We start from the raw sequence: 16,092 nt of genomic DNA, 5'->3' as shown, positions 1-16,092 counted from the left end.
TCAGGCCCCGAGCGCCGTCGGCGGCGTGGGCGCGGTGACGACGTCGGGGCGCAGCGCGGCCAGCCGCCCGCCGATCCGGGCCAGCACCGAGGTCGGCGCGCCCAGCCCGGCCAGGGTGTCGACCAGGTGCCGGGTCACGGCGTCGAAGTCCTGGTCGGTGATCCCCAGGCCGCGGTGCGCGGCGGCCATGTCGCTGCCGCTGTAGACCTCGGGACCGCCGATGGCCGCGGCGATGAACGCGCGCTGGTGCGCCTTGAGCCGGGCCATGTCGAGGTCGACGAAGTACTCGGACAGGACCGGGTCGTCGCGCAGCCGCACGTACAGCTCGTCGACAGCGGCGCGCACCGCCGGGGCGCCGCCGACCGAGTCGAAGGCGCTCATCGCGTCCTCGCTCACCGCGGGATCCCGACCCGCGGGCCGGGTGGTGTCGCCGTGGTCGTCCGATCGGCGCGGCCGGACGACGTTCCCCTCACGAGGGGGTGGACCGCCATGTGCGGAGACTACGGGTCACGGCCTGCCAGCGTCCGGTGCCCGTCCGTGAGTGACCAACAGTTGGCCTGTTCTCGCCGCGATGTCCGCGGTAAATCCGTTTGCGCTGCGGCGACGGTCAATTAGGGTCCGGCGCATGCCTGGTTGACGTTCCCTACCGCCCCCGGCCCGGCCGCTGGCCCGACGCATGCTCGGGTGGGCGGTGCTGGCCGATTCCGTCCCGATCTACCCGCTGTACGCGCTGCTGTTCGTCGACAGCGGGTTGTCCGACCTGCAGATCTCGCTGCTGTTCGCGATCTGGTCGGCGGTCGGGGTGCTCGTCGAGGTGCCCTCGGGCGTCGTCGCCGACCGGTTCTCCCGCCGCGGCTGTCTCGTCGCGGGCGACATCATCCGCGCCGTCGGGTTCGCGGCCTGGGTGCTGCTGCCCGAGTTCGCCGGGTTCGCGGCCGGTTTCGTGCTCTGGGGGATCGGCTCCTCACTGGTGTCCGGCGCGCAGGAGGCCCTCCTCTACGACGGCCTGGTGGCCGCGGGCGCGCGGGAGCACTACGCCGCCGTCAACGGCCGGGTCAGCGCGGCCGAGCTGACGTCCCAGCTGCCGGCGGCCGCGGCGGGCACGGCGCTGTTCTCCCTCGGCGGCTACCAGCTGGCCGGGTGGGTGAGCGTCGGCGTGGCGCTGCTCGCCGCGCTGCTCGCGAGCCGCATCCCCGAGGCACCGCGCACCGACGAGGACGACGACGAGGGCGAGGAACTCGGCTACCTGGCCACCCTCAAGGTGGGCCTCTCCGAGGCCGCGGCCCGCGACGGCGCGCGCGCCGTGCTGGTGGCGGTGATGGCCGTGGCCGCCTTCGACTCCGTCGAGGAGTACTTCCCGCTCGCCCTGGCCTCCTGGGGGGTGCCGGTGGCCTGGGTGCCGGTCGTCGACCTGCCGATCGTGCTGGCCGGGGTGCTCGGCGCGAGTGCGGCCGGGCTGGTCAACCGGCTCGGCGCCGGCGCGCTCGGGGCGCTGCTCGCGGTGGCGATGCTGCTGTTCGGCGCGGCCGGGCTGCTCGCGCAGCCGGTCGTCGGGGTGGCCGCCACCGCCGCGTTCTACGGCATCTACCGGGCGGTCGTCGTGGTCTGCGACGCCCGCCTGCAGGACCGGATCGCCAGCCACTCGCGGGCCACCGTGACGTCGGTGGCCGGGCTGGGCACCGACGTCGTCTCGTTCGCGATCTACGCGGCCTGGGTGGTCGGCGAGGTGCCCGCGCTCGCCGCGCTGGGCCTGCTGGTCGCGGCCGCCCTGCCGCGGCTGCTGCGGAGCCGGCCGGGCGCCCCCACGCCCGGGCCCGGCTCCGCTGCCCGGCGGTGACATGCCGGGCGGCGGGTAGCGAGGCCCCCGGGCTCGCTAGCCGCCAACAATACGAGCGACGGACCGCGGCTCTGATACATCGTCCACCGACCGCACCAACCGCCGGGCGCGCTCGATCCCCGGCGGCGCCGGGACGTCGGGCAGGACGTCGGTGGCGGTGCGGAGCGCGCGCAGCGTCGCCGTCGCGGCCAGGTCGGTCGTGGGCAGGCCGGGTAGCCCGTACATCCGCCGGCCCCAGCGCGGCAGCGTCGCGAGCGAGACCAGCGCCACCGTCGGGATGGCCAGCTTGATCAGGGCGGGTGCGTGCCCCTTCGGCGCGAACAGGTTGCCGACCGCCATCCGCGCCTCGTCGGTGAGCGCCAGCCGCGGGCGCATCCGCTGCAGGTAGGCGGCCATCTCCGCGCGCGAGGTGGGCGCGTCGTCCAGGCCGATCACCCGCGCCGCCCGCACGCTCTCCGCGAGGTAGCGGTCGGCGCCCGCGCCGTCGAGGATGCCGGCGCGCAGCGCCACCTGCGCGTAGGAGTCGACCTCGGTGCTGTGCACCCAGCGCAGGTACTCCGGCTCGTCCAGCCGGAACGAGCGGCCGGTGTCCGGGTCGTGCCCGCGCAGCGAGCCGTGCAGCCTGCGCACCCGCGCCGCCGCGTCCTCGACCTCGGCGGTGGTGCCGAACGTGCGGATGCTGACGAACTCCACCGTGCGCTGGAACCGCGCCCAGCCCTTGGCCGGGTCGAACAGCGCCGAGTTCTGGTAGGTGCCGCGCATCACCCGCGGGTGCAGCGACTGCAGCAGCAGCGCCCGCAGCCCGCCGACCCACATCAGCGGCTCCAGGTGCACCCGCCAGGTGACCGAGTCCGGCCCGAACAGCCCGTTGTCCTCCACCGGCCACCTCCGACGACGTCGCCTCCAGGACAACACCGTTCGGCCGGACGCGCGAGCCGAGCGCCTCAGCTCGCGCGCAGCCGGTACTCCCCGCCGTGCCCGGCGACCTCGGTCAGGTCGTAGTAGTGCACGATCTTGGGGCCCTCGTGCAGGTGCACGTACCGGATGCAGGACGGCACGGGCTCGGCCGCGGGACGGGTCTGCACGCGACCGTCGAGCGGACCGCCGACGAACCAGTAGACGTCGCGCCGGCCCGGACGCCACACCTCGTCGTCGGTGACCGTGACTCGCCTGTCGGGCGGCTCGGCGTGCGCGCGATCCGGGGGCACGCCGACCACGGTAGGTGAATCGGGCCGTTCCGAAAACCCGCAGCGCCGGGCGCGCCGTGATCGAGCCGTGATCGACCTGCCCGATCAGATCGGGTCGGTGAGGAACGCGGTGGCCGCGGCGGCCAGGTGCGCCGGGTCGTCGACGCCGCACAGCTCGCGGGCCGAGTGCATGCTCAGCACCGGGATCCCGACGTCGACGGTGCGGATGCCCAACCGGGTGGCCAGCAGCGGGCCGACCGTCGAACCGCAGGGCACCGTGTTGCGCCCCACGAACACCTGCGTCGGGACGCCGGCGTCGCGGCAGGCCCGGTGCCAGGCCGCGGCGCCGGGCGCGTCCGTGGCGTAGCGCTGGTTCGCGTTGACCTTCAGCGCCGGGCCGTCGTTGGGCAGCGTGCGGTGCGTCGGCTCGTGCAGGTGCAGGTAGTTCGGATGGGCGGCGTGCGTCACGTCCACCGACAGGCAGCGCGAGCGGGCGAACGCGGCCGCGCGGGCGTCGTGGCCGCCGGCCAGCGCGGTCAGCACGTTCTCCAGCAGCGGACCGGAGGCGCCGGTCGCCGAGCCGCTGCCGATCTCCTCGTGATCGAAGCCGACCAGCACCGGGATCACGTCGGTCGCGTGCTCGGCCGCGGCCAGCAGCGCGTGCAGCCCGGCGTGCACCGACGACAGGTTGTCCAGCCGGGGCGCGGCCAGCAGCTCGAACCGCTCGCCCAGCCGGGCCGGCGGGGTGAGGTCGTACACGACGAGGTCGTGCGCGGCGACCTCCGCCGCGGCGACGCCCGCCTCCGCGGCCAGGAACTCGACCAGCTCGCCCTCGACCGGCGCGCCCAGGCCCCAGATCGGCAGCAGGTGCTGCTGCGCGTCCAGCTTCAGGCCCTGGTTGACCTGCCGGTCGAGGTGGATCGCCAACTGCGGCACCCGCAGCAGCGGCCGGGCCACGTCGACCAGCGCGATGCTGCCGTCGTAGAGCGCCAACCGGCCCGCGACGCCGAGGTCGCGGTCGAGCCAGGAGTTCCACAGCGCGCCGCCGTAGACCTCGACGGCCACCTGCCGCCAGCCGGCCACGCCGACGTCCGGGTTCGGCTTGATGCGCAGGGTCGGCGAGTCGGTGTGCGCCGCCATGATCCGCAGCGGGCTGCCCGGCCCCGCCGACTCCGGCACGTACCAGGCCGCGAACGTGCCGTCGCGGACCAGGAAGCGCCCGCCCGGTTCCGTCGACCACGGCGCCGACTCCGCCTGTTCGGTGAAGCCCGCCGCGGCCAGCCTGCGGACCGCCTCGGCGACGGCGTGGTACGGGGTGGGCGAGTCGACGATGAAGTCGGCCAGGTCCTGCGCGAGATCGTCCATCGGCTGCAATCCTCCCCCACGTGGACCACCGCGGCGGCTACGACACCCTCGTCATCGGCGGGGGCTCGGCCGGGTGCGCCCTGGCCGGGCGCCTGCCCGGGCGGGTGCTGCTGCTCGAGGCCGGCCCCGCGGACGTGCCACCCGACGTCCGCGACGCCGGCTCGCTGGCCGCGACCTCGCCCACCCACCCCCGGAACTGGGCCTACGCCGCCGAGCTGCGCCCCGGCTCGCCCGCCGTGGTGCCGCGGGGCCGCGGCCTGGGCGGCTCCGGCGCGATCAACGGCGCCAACTGGGTCTGGGCGACCCCCGCCGACACCCGCGACTGGGCCCAACCCGGATGGTCCTGGCCCGACCTCGTCGCCGCCTACCACCGCGCCGAAACCGACCTGGACCACGCCGTCCCCGCCCCGCCCGGAGTTCAGGAAAGCCACGTTGCTGTACCCACAGGGCAGCATCGTGGCTTTCCTGAACCGGGACGGTGGGGGCACGGGAGCGCGGGGCCGGTGCCGGTGCGGCGGGCCGGCGGGGACCTGCTGCACCCGGCGACCGAGCGGTTCCTGCGGGCGGCCGCGGCGCTGGGGTTCCCGCCCGAACCCGACAAGAACGCGGGCGCGCCGCCGGGGGTCGGGCTGATCCCGTGCAACGCCGTCGACGGCGTGCGGGCCGACCCGGCCACCGCCTACCTGCGCGCCGCACCGGGCGTGACGGTGCGGGGGAACGCGTCGGTCGCCCAGATCCTGTTCGACGGCGACCGCGCCCGCGGCGTCGAACTGGTCGACGGCAGCACCGTCGAGGCCGGTGAGGTCGTGCTGTGCGCGGGTGCCGTCGGGTCGGCGCAGCTGCTGATGCTGTCGGGCATCGGTCCGGCCGACGAGCTGCGGGCCGCGGGCGTCCGGGTCCGGCTCGACCTCCCGGTCGGCCGCGACTGGTCCGACCACCCGGCGGTGTACGTGCCGTTCGCCGACACCGACCCGCCCGCGCACCCGCACGCGCCGGGCAGCCAGGCCGGCCTCGACCTCGACTGCGGCGCCGATCCGGCGGGCGACGGCGAGGTGCTGCTGTTCGTGCGCCCGTTCGTGCCGGGCGGCCCGCTGCACCTGATGTGCGCGCTGCAGGTCCCGGACAGTCGCGGCTCCATCGCGCTGGTCTCGCCCGACCCGCGCGAGCGCCCGCTGATCCGCTACGGCTACCTGCGCACCGAGCACGACCGCCGCCGGCTGCGCCACGTCATCCGCACCGCGGCCGATCTGCTGCGGGCCGGGTCGGGCGCGCGGGTCGCGCCCGGTGGCGACGTGCTGGGCACCGACCGCGCGTTGGACGGCTGGATCGCCGCGAACCTGACGACGGCCGTGCACCTGAGCGGCAGCGCGGCGATGGGCCGGGTCGTCGACCCCCAGCTGCGGGTCATGGGGCACGAGGGGCTGCGGGTGGCCGACACCTCGGTGCTGCCGGCCGTCCCGCGCCGCGGCACCGCCGCCACGGCCGTCGCGATCGGGGAGCGCGCGGCGCGGCTCATGGGGTGAGCGGGGGGCCGGTCTTCCACTCCCGGCCGCCCAGGTCGATGCCGAAGCGGTCGACGAGCACGGCGCGTTCCTCGTCGGGGTCGAGGGTGCGTTCGGTCTGCCGGTCGCCCTCGGTCTCCTTGAGCACGCCGTTGACCACGGAGATGCGGCCGTGCTCGGTGGCCAGCGCGGCGAGTCGGCGGTTCACGAAGTGCGAGTGCGGGTCGTTCTCCTGGTAGCGGCAGCGGGGCAGGAACTCGGCCAGCTCGCGCGGGCGCAGCGTCCAGGCCCACTCGCGCTCCCAGTGCCCCTGGTGGGTGCGCCGGAACGCCCACCACAGCTCGCCGTCGCGGTGGACCTGGGTGTCGCCGTGCGTGCCGGGCTCCAGCGGCACCGGCGCGGTCCACGAGGCCCCGTTGCCGACGTCGGCCAGGTACGGTCCGTCGTCGGTGCGCACGAGCAGCCGCAGGTGTTCGAAGTCGGGGCCGTGCCCGCCGTCCGGGCCGACGTCGAACGCCGAGCACAGCGTGACGTCGAAGCCCAGCTCGCGCAGCAGGACGGCGAACAGCCCGTTGAGCTCGTAGCAGAACCCGCCCCGGCCGCGGGTGACGACCTTGTCGAAGAGCCGGTCGGTGTCGAGCGAGAGCGGCACGCCGAGGTGGATGTCGTAGTCCTCGAACGGGACGGCCCGCGGGTGCGCGGCGTGCAGGGCGGCCAGGTCGGCGAGGGTGGTGCCGCGCGGGCGGTCGGCCCCGATCCGGGCCAGGTAGGCGTCCGGGTCGATGGAACCGTCGGTGGTCATGCGGCCAGTCTTCGACCTCGACCCGGGTGCAGGTCAAGGTCCGCGACATATGCTCGGGCGGGTGAGCACGAACCCGTTCCTCGTCCCCAGCCCGCTGCCGTTCGGTTACCCCGACTTCGCCGCGATCCGCGAGGAGCACTTCGCGCCGGCGTTCGAGGCCGGGATGGCCGAGCAGCGCGCCGAGGTCGAGGCGGTCACCGCCGACCCCGCGGCGGCGACCTTCGAGAACACGATCGTGGCGCTGGAGCGGTCGGGTCGGACGCTGCAGCGCGTCTCGGCGGTGTTCTTCACGCTGGTCGCCTCATGCAGCACCGAGGGCATCCGGGCGATCGAGGCCCAGATGGCACCGTGCCTGGCCGCGCACCGCGACGCCATCACCCTCGACCCGGCGCTGTTCGCCCGGATCGAGGCCCTGTTCACCGCCCGCGACGAGCTCGGCCTCGACCCGGAGTCCCTCCGCCTCCTGGAGCGCTACCACCGCGACGCCGTGCGCGCGGGTGCCCGCCTCGGCCCCGCCGAGCAGGCGCGGCTGCGGGAGCTGAACGCCGAGCTGTCGGCGTTGTCGACGGAGTTCGGGAGCAAGCTGCTGGCCGGGGCGAACGACGCCGCCGTGCACGTCACCGACGTCGCCGAGCTCGACGGCCTGTCCGCGGACGCGATCTCGGCCGCGGCGACGGCCGCGAAGGCCCGCGGGCTGGACGGCTACCTGATCACGATGGTGCTGCCGACCGGCCAGCCCGTACTGGCGTCGCTGGCGAACCGGGCGTTGCGCGAGCGGGTGCACACGGCGTCGGTCACGCGCGGTGCCCGCGGCGACGCGAACGACACCACCGCCATCGTGCGGCGCATGGTCGCGCTCCGGGCCGAGCGGGCCCGCCTGCTGGGCCACCCGCACCACGCGTCGTGGTCGGTGGAGCCGGCCACCGCCGGCACGGTCGAGGCGATGGACGCGATGCTCGACCGGCTCGCCCCGGTGGCCGCGGCCAACGCCGCCACCGAGGCCGAGGAGCTGGCCGCCGCCGCGGGCCACCCGATCGAGCCGTGGGACCGCGCCTTCTACGCCGAGCGCGTGCGCCGGGAGCGCTTCGACCTCGACGGCGAGGCGCTGCGCCCGTACTTCGAGCTCGACCGGGTGCTGCGCGACGGCGTCTTCCGGGCCGCCGGGCTGCTCTACGGGCTGCGCTTCGCCGAGCGCACCGACCTGCCGCTGTACCACCCCGACGTGCGCGTCTTCGACGTGCACGACGAGGCGGGGCAGCTGGGGCTGTTCGTGTTCGACCCCTACGCCCGCGACTCCAAGCGCGGCGGGGCGTGGATGAACTCCTTCGTGTCGCAGTCGCACCTGCTGGGCACGCGGCCGGTGGTGCTGAACACGCTGAACATCGCCAAGCCGGCCGACGGCGAGCCGACGCTGCTCACCCTGGACAACGTGCGCACGGCGTTCCACGAGTTCGGCCACGCGCTGCACGGGCTGTTCTCCGACGTGCGCTTCCCGACGTTCTCCGGCACGAGCGTGCCCCGCGACTTCGTGGAGTACCCGTCGCAGGTCAACGAGATGTGGCTGGACCACCCGGAGATCCTGCCCGGCTACGCCCGCCACCACGCCACCGACGAGCCGCTCGACCCGGCGCTGGTGGCCCGGCTGGCCGAATCGCGGGCCTACGGCGAGGGCTTCGCCACCACCGAGTACCTGGCCGCCACCCTGCTCGACCAGGCGTGGCACCGGCTCGCGCCCGACGAGGTGCCCGACGACGTGCTGGCGTTCGAGGCGGCCGCGATCGAGGCCGTCGGGCTGGCGGTGCCCAGCGCCCCGCCGCGCTACCGCACGACCTACTTCAACCACGTCTTCGGCGGCGGGTACAGCGCGGCCTACTACTCCTACATCTGGAGCGAGGTGCTCGACGCCGACACCGTGGAGTGGTTCGCCGACAACGGCGGGCTCGACCGGGCCACCGGTGAGCGATTCCGCCGGGGGCTGCTGGCGGTGGGCGGGTCGGTGGACCCGATGCAGGCCTACCGCGGGTTCCGCGGCCGCGACCCGGAGATCGGCCCGCTGCTGGCCCGCCGGTTCGGGAAGGTCTAGCCGCGCACGTACTCGTTCACCACCACCCCCGACTCGAACGGCCGACTCGCCACCTGGGTGAGGGTGCGCGGGTCGTAGGGACGGTCGGCGAACAGCGGGATGCCCGATCCGAGCAGCAGCGGGTTGACCTTGAACACGAACCGGTCGATCTCGTCGACCAGCTGGCTGGCCAGCTGGCCCCCTCCGGTGAGCCAGATGCCGCCGCCCGGTTCGGCCTTCAGCTCGCGCACGAGCCGCACCGGGTCGCGGTCGGTCAGCACGATGTCGTCGGGGACGTCGCGGGCCTGCCGCGAGAACACGTACTGACGCAGGTGCTGGTAGGGGCTCTCCACGCCGTGGGGCAGGCCGGCCGCGTAGGTCTTCCAGCCCATCAGCGCGGTGTCGAACCGGCTGTTGTCGGCCTTGAGCCCGACCATCTCCAGGCCGGGGGTCGGCACCGTGTCGACCCACTCGCGGAAGATCCAGTCGATGTGGTCGCCCTGCACGGGGAACGCGTCGAAGGTGTCGTCGGGGGCGGCGATGTAGCCGTCGAGGCTGACGGCGACGAAGTAGGTGAGCTCTCGCACGGGATCTCCAATCACGATGCCTGTAGTGGTTGCGAGGAAACTACAACAGGCATAGTGGTTTGCGCTACCCTCGGCGCCGTGGTCCGCAACGACGAACGCCGCAAGCAGCTCGCCGACGCCGGGCTGGCCGTGCTGGCCAGGGACGGCGCGCGCGGGCTCACCCACCGCGCGGTCGACGTCGAGGCCGGCGTGCCCGCCGGCACCGCCTCCAACTACTTCCGCAGCCGCCAGGCCCTGGTCACCGGCCTGTTCGCGCGGATAGGCGAGCGCCTCGCCCCCGACCCGGACGTGCACGCCGGGCTGGCCGCCCGCGCGCCGTCGCGGGAGCTGTTCGCCGACTACATCCGCGACATCGTCGTCCGGCTCACCGCCGAGCGGGACGTCACGCTGGCCCTGTTCGAGCTGCGCCTGGAGTCCGCCCGCCGCCCCGAGCTGCGCGAGGTCGTGGGGGAGTGGCTGCGCACCGGGTTCGCCGCCGACGTGGAGTTCAACCGGGCCGCCGGCCTGCCCGGCGGCGCGGCCGAGGTCGCGCTGTTCCACTACGCGATCGACGGGCTGCTCCTCGACCGGCTGACCACGTCGATCGACGCGGACACGCCCACCGACGACGTGGTCGACCGGCTGGTCGACGGCCTGCTGCCGGAGTCGGTCAGCTCCAGGTGACGTGGGCGCCCTCGGCCCAGCGCGCGGCCACGGCGGCGTCCCCGTCGACCGGGACGGTCGGGAGCCGGTTCCACAGGAACAGGTAGAGCCGGGCGGCCGGGCCCCGCAGCACGGCGTCGGCCGGGCCGTCGCCGCGCCGGGGTGCCGCACCGTCCGGGCCGACCTCGACCGTCCAGCGCTCGGGCACGTCGTCCGGGGCCACGCCCAGCCGGTAGGGGACGTCGCTGCGCAACCGGCCGCGCCGGCCCATGAACGCCACCAGCAGCTCGTCGATCCCGTCCGCGGCGAACGCCGTCGGGTGCGCGGCGGCCGGGTCGGGGGCGCCCGCCGCGACGTCGGCGTCGGTGCGGTGCACGGCGGCCTCGTGGGCCTGCCGGCGCGCCCAGAACGCCAGCGGCGACGGGGCCACCAGGAAGGCCCCGGTGGGCCCGTCGGGCGCCGCCGCCCGCAGCGCGGTGACCAGGTCGGCGTTGCGCTCCCGGTACCAGGCGACCGGGTCGCCGTCCGGCTGGAGCAGGTCCTCCTCGGCGGTGTCGGGCTCGGCGTCGGGCTCGGCGTCGGGCTCGGCCCGCACGAACGACGCCGCCCAGGCGTGCACGCCGCCGGTGTGGGTCAGCAGGTGGCGGATGGTCCAGCCCGGGCACGTCGGCACGGGTGCGTCGAGCCCGGCGGCCGCGGCCGCGTCGGCCAGCGCCACGCCCTGGCGCTCCAGCTCGTCGATGTGCTCGTCGATCCGCACGGCCCCGATCCTGCCAGCCCCCGGAAACGGGCCGTCCCGCCCGGTGGGGAGCGCCGGGCGGGACGGTGGTGGTGTGGGAGTGGTACTGCGCCGCTACTCGTAGATCCGGACGAAGTCGACGTACATCTCGGTGGGCTCCGGGTCGCCGTCGTCGGGGAAGTAGTCCAGCTGGACGGTCAGGTGCATGTCGCCGGGCGGCATCTGGTCGTCGTCGGTGCTCTCGAACCACTTCTCGCCGTCGATGTAGCCGGTGATCCGGCCGTCGACCCACTCGACCGCGTAGTTGTGCCACTGCGTGATGTCGATCTGCTTGCGGTCGAAGACCTGGTTGTTGTCCTTGCCGTAGTGCAGGAAGAACATCACGTCGTCGGCGTCGCTGTTGGTCTCGGCGAAGTCGACCTCCCCGCCGACCGGCCAGTTCTCGGCGCTCGGCCACAGCAGCAGCACCGGGTGGTACTGCTTGTCGCCCTTCGGGAACCGGGCGCGCAGCTCCCACCTGCCGTACTCCTGGCCGTCGTCCCAGGCGATGCCGCCGGTGTCGCCGTCCTCGTCGCCGCGGATCACCAGGTTGCCGTCCTCGACGGTGACCTTCTCCGGGACCCGGCGGCCGTTGCCGTTGTGGCCCTCGCCGTCGTAGGCGTTGGCCCAGCCCGGGCCGAGGCCGTTGTCGAACTCGTCGCGCTCGACCAGCTTCCAGCCGAACTTGTTGGCGGCCGTGGTGCCCTCGTTGCGGGCCGGCTTGGCGGGCTCGGGCGCCGGCTCGGGCGCGGCCTCCTCGACCGGTGCCACCGCCGGGACCTCGGGCGCGGGCAGCTGCGGGACGACCGGCGGCGGGACGTCCGCGACCACGGGCGGGTCGTCGGCGGGGGCGTTGACGAACTGGCTGCTCAGGTCGGGCGCGGCGACCTGGTCCTGGTCCGCGGGCTGGATGAAGGTGGCCACCGACGTGGCCACCAGCATCACCGCGGCGCCGACGGCCAGCGGGGCCAGCCTGCGGCCCATCGACTTGGCCTGGCGGCGCTTGCGGCGGGGGCCGAGCTCGTCGGCGTCGTCGACCGCGGCCTCGACGGGCTCGGGGGCGTCCTGCTCGATCTCGGCGTCCTCGTCGGACCCGTCGGCCTCCACGCCGATCGGGTGCGGGGAGATCTCCTCGGTGACCTCACCGCGGTCGACCGCGCCGATGAGGGACGTGCCGATGACGGACGTGCCGTCCGGCTCGGCGGCGACGGGCATGCCGCGCACGGCGGTGGCCTCGTTGTCCGCCGGGCGCTCGGGGAGGCGGCGGACCGCGGTGGCGTCGTCGACCGGGGCGGGCGTGACACGCGCGATGGCCGCGGTGTCGGCGGTCGGGTACTGCGGCGTCCGGGGGGTCACGACCGGGGCGGCGGGGACCGCGGCCGGGATGGCAGCGGTCGCGCTGCCGCCCCCGGTCACCTGGTGGCGGGAGGTGCGCTCGGCAGGCTGCTCGGGAGCGCGGCGGGAGCGCCGCTCGACCTTGTGCCGCGAGGTGCGCTCGGCAGGCGTCTCGGGAGCGTGCCGCGAGGGCCGCTCGACCTTGTGCTGCGCGGTCCGCTCGGACGACCGGTTGGTGGCGGAGGTGCCTGAGGGGTCGACGCTGTGCCGACCGCCCGACCTGGACGTGCGGCCCTGCCGCTCTGCGGTGATTCGTGCGATCAGCTCGGTCGATGACTCCGTGCGACCACCCGCATCGGAGTGATTCCGGCGCATGGGGAGGAACCATAGGGAGGGTGACCGCAGGTGATCACCGAACCTGAGAGTCGAGGTTGCGCGGACGCGCCCACAGGTCGCTCGGACGCGCCAGATCGCAGGCAAACCGGACCAAAACCCCGCGAGCTAGCCCGATCGGCGTAGCAAAACTCTCAGCTCGCGACGAGCGGTCCCACTCGTACGGCGGACACCGGAAGGAGTGGACACGCTCCCGTTAGGCGATTGTTATCGCGCCCGATGTACGCCACAATCGCCGCGATGCTCCCCGCTGCTCCCCCGGGGGGTGCGTCCCCGTACTCGACGGCGCTGGGGCCGTCGCGTGTGTTCGTGCCCCCGAACGACCAAGTAGTGCTGGCGCTGCCCCCGACGGCCGCGTCGGCCTCCGTGCTGCGCAGCCTCCGGGCCGACGGCGTCAACGTCAGCCCCGTGGCCGACGGCATCGGCGTGCTCGACGTCGTGCGCGCCCGCGAGCCCGCGCTGCTCGTCCTCGACGTCGAGCTGCCCGGCCCCGACCAGGCCGGCGTCATCGCCGCGGTGCAGTCCGAGGCCCCCAACGTGACGGTCATCGCCATCACCCCGCGCGAGCGCCGGGCCGGGCTGCTGGTCCAGCTGCGCGGCGACCGCGACGACTACCTCCTGCGCCCCTTCGCCGTCGACGAACTGGCCGCCCGCATCCGGCTGCGGCTGCGCCTCGGGCCGGTCATCGAGAGCACCGTGCTGCGCCAGGGCGAGCTCGCCGTCGACACCGAGTTCGGCGAGGTCACCGTCGACGGGCAGTCGGTGTCGCTGTCGCCGACCGAGTACGCCCTGCTGATGGCCCTGCTGGCGGCGCCGGGCGACGTGGTCGCCCCCGACCGCCTCGCCCGCGAGGTCTGGTCCGAGCCCGCCTCGGCCAACCTCGTCCAGGTCTACATCTCCTACCTGCGGCGCAAGATCGGCCCGGAGCGCATCCGCACGGTCCGCGGCGAGGGTTACGTCCTGGAGGCCTGAGCCCCGATCGAGCGAACGGGCCGGGGCGTCCGGGTGACCGTTCGGGTGTCCGGGCCGTTCGGCACGTGCGCGGCGGGTCGTCGGGTGCTATCCCGGTTCCGGACGGGCGGCGCGGGGTGCCGCCCGCGACCTCAGGGAGTCCGCATGAGCATCACGGGCATCATCACCGCCATCGTCATCGGGGCCATCATCGGGGCCATCGGCCGGTTGGTCGTACCGGGCAAGCAGAACATCCCGATCTGGCTGACCATCGTCATCGGCATCGTCGCCGCCTTCATCGGGACCGCGCTGGCCCGGCTGTTCGGCGTCGCGCAGACATCGGGCATCGACTGGATCGAGCTGATCCTGCAGATCGTGGTGGCCGCGATCGGGGTCGCGGTCGTCGCCGGGATCTACGGCCGCCGCGGCGTCACCCGCTGACCGCCCGTTCCCGACCGGACACCGGGTCGCGCCGATGGCGCGGCCCGGTGTTCGCGTGTAGGCACACGGTGTCCGCCCACCGACAGGAGGCCGTTCCGTGACCGCGAGCTCGATCACCCGGGAGACCGTCGCCCGCCTCGTCGACCACACCCTGCTCAAGCCCGAGGCCACCGCGGCCGATGTCGCCGCCCTCTGCGCGGAGGCCGCCGACCTCGGCGCCTTCTCGGTGTGCGTGTCGCCGTCGCGGCTGCCGATCCCGCCGGGCGTGCTGGCGCCCGCGGTCAAGGTGGCCACCGTCTGCGGCTTCCCCTCCGGCGCCCACCACGACGCGGTCAAGGCGGCCGAGGCGGCGTCCTCGGTCGAGCACGGCGCCGACGAGGTCGACATGGTCGTCGACCTGGCGCTGGTCAAGGCGGGCGAGTGGGCGGCGGTGACCGCCCAGATCGCCGCCGTGCGGGCCGCCGTGCCGGCCCCCGCGCTGCTCAAGGTCATCATCGAGAGCGCGGCGCTGACCGACGAGGAGATCGTCGGCAGCTGCCGGGCGGCCGAACAGGCCGGCGCCGACTTCGTGAAGACCTCCACCGGGTTCCACCCCAGCGGCGGGGCCACCGAGCACGCCGTGCGGCTCATGGCCGAGACCGTCGGCGGGCGCCTCGGGGTCAAGGCCAGCGGCGGCATCCGCACGGCCGACGCCGCGGTGGCGATGATCCGCGCCGGCGCCACCCGGCTGGGCCTGTCCGGCACCCGCGCGGTCCTGGACGGCCTGCCCTCCTGACCGTCCGGCGTGCTCGACGCCGTCGACCCGTCGCGGGTCAGCCCCCGTAGGCCGCCACCAGGTCGCGGGCGGCGTCGAGCACCTCCGCCCGCAGCTCGACCGGCTCGACGATCTCGACCGCGCTGCCCAGCCCGAGCAGCGTGATCCGGGCCAGCTCGGCCGAGGGGAAGGCCACCTCCACGCCGGGCCGGTCGTCCGTGCCCGCCGCCACCACCGCGTCACCCAGCCGGCGGCCGTCGGTCATCCGCACCACCAGGTCGACGGCGTCCGGCGCCACCCGCAGCCGCACGCGCACCGTGTCCTGGGCCTCGAACCGGTCGCGCAGCGCCGTCCAGACGGTGGCCAGGTCGAGGTCGTCGGGGCGCACGGCCGGCTCGTCCAGCGCGGCCGCCGCGCCGACACGGTCGACCCGGTACAGCCGCGCGACCCCCCGGTGCGCGGCGACCAGGTACCAGACACCCGCCTTGACGACCAGGCCGTACGGGTCCAGCACGTACTCGGCGGCGCGGCCGTCGCCGTGCCGGTAGCCGACGCGCAGCCGCCGGTCGCCCCACACCGCGTCCTGGACGGTGCCGAGCAGCGGCGTCGGCGGGGCGGAGCGGTACCAGCCGGTGTGGTCGACGAGCACCCGCTGGCGGGCGCGCTGCGCGTCGGCGCGGTGCGAGGCCGGCACCGCCGCGATCAGCTTGTGCACGGCGCTGCTCAGCGCCGTGCCCAGGCCGAGGTCGTCGGGGATCGCGCGGCCGGTCAGCGCGACCAGCGCGCGCGACTCGGCGGCGGTGAGCCCGGTGATGTCGGTGCGGTAGCCGGGCAGCAGCCGGATGCCGCCGTTGTGGCCCTGCTCGGTGTACACCGGGACGCCGGCCGCGGACAGCGCCGCCACGTCGCGGTAGACGGTGCGGACGGAGATCTCCAGCTCGCGGGCCAGCTCCGGGGCCGTGGTCCGGGCCCGGGTCTGCAGGATCAGCAGCAGCGACAGCAGTCGTTGCGAGCGCATCGGGGCAGCCTGCCAGTCGTGTCGTCGGGGGAGCGGCCGGTCAGCGGGCGGGCCGGCCGGAGGACGCCCACGGCGCCCACGCCGGGTCGCGGCCGAGCCAGCCGGCGAGGCGCTCGTACGGGTCGGCGTCGGTGGCGACGGGCACCACCGGGCCGTACGGGACGCTCCCGCCGCGCGGCCGGGCCGGGACGAACTCCTCGGCGGCCGGCACCAGCGCGGCGGCGGGCGCCGCGTCGAGCTCGTCGACCCGCCCGACGGCGGTGGCCAGGTCCCAGGCGTGCGCGAGCAGTTCGAGGGAGTAGGCGACGGCCGCCTCCCGCCCGCCGACCGACCCGAACGGCGTGACCAGCCGCCGGTCGAGCACGGCGGCGTCGGCCCAGGCGCCGGCCAGCCGGTCGCGGTCGACGCGGACGCGCGGGGCCAGCACCGAGACCGCAC

The 16,092-nt window shown here is 75.0% G+C and carries 17 protein-coding genes; 7 read left to right on the top strand and 10 right to left on the bottom strand.

The window, feature by feature from the left end; all coding sequences use genetic code 11:
• Entirely contained in the window at positions 1–396 is a 396-nt protein-coding gene (locus KIK08_RS06140) for a group I truncated hemoglobin (RefSeq protein ID WP_214402018.1), read from the bottom strand.
• A gap of 295 nt (positions 397–691) precedes the next feature.
• Here KIK08_RS06140 and KIK08_RS06135 point away from each other — a divergent pair, with 295 nt between their 5' ends.
• Complete coding sequence (locus tag KIK08_RS06135; protein WP_308257439.1) at positions 692–1,837, top strand: MFS transporter; 1,146 nt, start codon at positions 692–694, stop codon at positions 1,835–1,837.
• A gap of 36 nt (positions 1,838–1,873) precedes the next feature.
• Here KIK08_RS06135 and KIK08_RS06130 read toward each other — a convergent pair whose 3' ends face one another.
• The 3 genes from KIK08_RS06130 to KIK08_RS06120 all read right to left on the bottom strand — a co-directional run bounded on the left by KIK08_RS06130 (position 1,874) and on the right by KIK08_RS06120 (position 4,389).
• Positions 1,874–2,716, bottom strand: coding sequence for an oxygenase MpaB family protein (locus KIK08_RS06130; RefSeq protein WP_308257438.1), 843 nt, complete (start codon positions 2,714–2,716; stop codon positions 1,874–1,876).
• Positions 2,717–2,781: 65 nt separating this feature from the next.
• Positions 2,782–3,045 carry a DUF8847 domain-containing protein gene (locus KIK08_RS06125; RefSeq protein ID WP_250556438.1) on the bottom strand — a complete coding sequence of 88 codons (264 nt, stop codon included), beginning with the start codon at positions 3,043–3,045 and terminating at the stop codon, positions 2,782–2,784.
• Between the two features lie 84 nt (positions 3,046–3,129).
• On the bottom strand, positions 3,130–4,389 hold the full coding sequence (locus KIK08_RS06120) for a M18 family aminopeptidase (RefSeq protein ID WP_214402016.1): 1,260 nt from the start codon (positions 4,387–4,389) through the stop codon (positions 3,130–3,132).
• 20 nt (positions 4,390–4,409) lie between these two features.
• Between KIK08_RS06120 and KIK08_RS41560 the strand changes: the two genes are divergently transcribed.
• Entirely contained in the window at positions 4,410–5,912 is a 1,503-nt protein-coding gene (locus KIK08_RS41560; RefSeq protein ID WP_308257437.1) for a GMC family oxidoreductase, read from the top strand.
• Here the strand turns inward: KIK08_RS41560 and KIK08_RS06110 are convergent.
• Positions 5,902–6,693 (bottom strand): arylamine N-acetyltransferase family protein, encoded by a 792-nt coding sequence (locus KIK08_RS06110; RefSeq protein WP_214402015.1) that lies wholly within the window; start codon positions 6,691–6,693, stop codon positions 5,902–5,904. The two genes, KIK08_RS41560 and KIK08_RS06110, sit on opposite strands and share 11 nt — an antisense overlap.
• 49 nt (positions 6,694–6,742) lie before the next feature.
• Between KIK08_RS06110 and KIK08_RS06105 the strand changes: the two genes are divergently transcribed.
• On the top strand, positions 6,743–8,776 hold the full coding sequence (locus KIK08_RS06105; RefSeq protein ID WP_214402014.1) for a M3 family metallopeptidase: 2,034 nt from the start codon (positions 6,743–6,745) through the stop codon (positions 8,774–8,776).
• Here KIK08_RS06105 and KIK08_RS06100 read toward each other — a convergent pair.
• Positions 8,773–9,342: a dihydrofolate reductase family protein gene (locus KIK08_RS06100; protein ID WP_214402013.1), complete on the bottom strand. Its 570-nt coding sequence runs from the start codon at positions 9,340–9,342 to the stop codon at positions 8,773–8,775. The genes KIK08_RS06105 and KIK08_RS06100 overlap by 4 nt on opposite strands.
• 78 nt (positions 9,343–9,420) lie before the next feature.
• Between KIK08_RS06100 and KIK08_RS06095 the strand changes: the two genes are divergently transcribed.
• On the top strand, positions 9,421–10,005 hold the full coding sequence (locus KIK08_RS06095) for a TetR/AcrR family transcriptional regulator (protein WP_214402012.1): 585 nt from the start codon (positions 9,421–9,423) through the stop codon (positions 10,003–10,005).
• On the opposite strand, the gene KIK08_RS06090 is transcribed toward KIK08_RS06095, so the two are convergent.
• Positions 9,992–10,744 (bottom strand): maleylpyruvate isomerase family mycothiol-dependent enzyme, encoded by a 753-nt coding sequence (locus KIK08_RS06090; RefSeq protein WP_214402011.1) that lies wholly within the window; start codon positions 10,742–10,744, stop codon positions 9,992–9,994. The two genes, KIK08_RS06095 and KIK08_RS06090, sit on opposite strands and share 14 nt — an antisense overlap.
• A 93-nt stretch (positions 10,745–10,837) precedes the next feature.
• On the bottom strand, positions 10,838–12,118 hold the full coding sequence (locus KIK08_RS06085; RefSeq protein WP_214402010.1) for a glycoside hydrolase family 16 protein: 1,281 nt from the start codon (positions 12,116–12,118) through the stop codon (positions 10,838–10,840).
• Positions 12,119–12,799: 681 nt separating this feature from the next.
• On the opposite strand from KIK08_RS06085, the gene KIK08_RS06080 reads away from it, so the two are divergent.
• The 3 genes from KIK08_RS06080 (at position 12,800) to deoC (ending at position 14,657) form a co-directional block, all read left to right on the top strand.
• Positions 12,800–13,462, top strand: a complete 663-nt coding sequence (locus KIK08_RS06080; protein ID WP_308257436.1) for a response regulator transcription factor — start codon at positions 12,800–12,802, stop codon at positions 13,460–13,462.
• Between the two features lie 144 nt (positions 13,463–13,606).
• A complete protein-coding gene (locus tag KIK08_RS06075) occupies positions 13,607–13,882 on the top strand; it encodes a GlsB/YeaQ/YmgE family stress response membrane protein (RefSeq protein WP_214402008.1) in 276 nt (91 codons plus the stop codon).
• 97 nt (positions 13,883–13,979) lie between these two features.
• Complete coding sequence (gene deoC, locus KIK08_RS06070; RefSeq protein ID WP_308257435.1) at positions 13,980–14,657, top strand: deoxyribose-phosphate aldolase; 678 nt, start codon at positions 13,980–13,982, stop codon at positions 14,655–14,657.
• A 37-nt stretch (positions 14,658–14,694) separates the two neighbouring features.
• On the opposite strand, the gene KIK08_RS06065 is transcribed toward deoC, so the two are convergent.
• Positions 14,695–15,654 carry a helix-turn-helix transcriptional regulator gene (locus KIK08_RS06065; protein ID WP_214402007.1) on the bottom strand — a complete coding sequence of 320 codons (960 nt, stop codon included), beginning with the start codon at positions 15,652–15,654 and terminating at the stop codon, positions 14,695–14,697.
• Between the two features lie 40 nt (positions 15,655–15,694).
• The coding region (locus tag KIK08_RS06060; RefSeq protein ID WP_491063176.1) for a DinB family protein at positions 15,695–16,092 on the bottom strand (398 nt) is incomplete at its 5' end.

The organism is Pseudonocardia lacus, assembly GCF_018531445.1.
GTDB classification, from domain to species: domain Bacteria; phylum Actinomycetota; class Actinomycetes; order Mycobacteriales; family Pseudonocardiaceae; genus Pseudonocardia; species Pseudonocardia lacus.
This window is presented reverse-complemented; position numbering and strand designations above follow the sequence as displayed.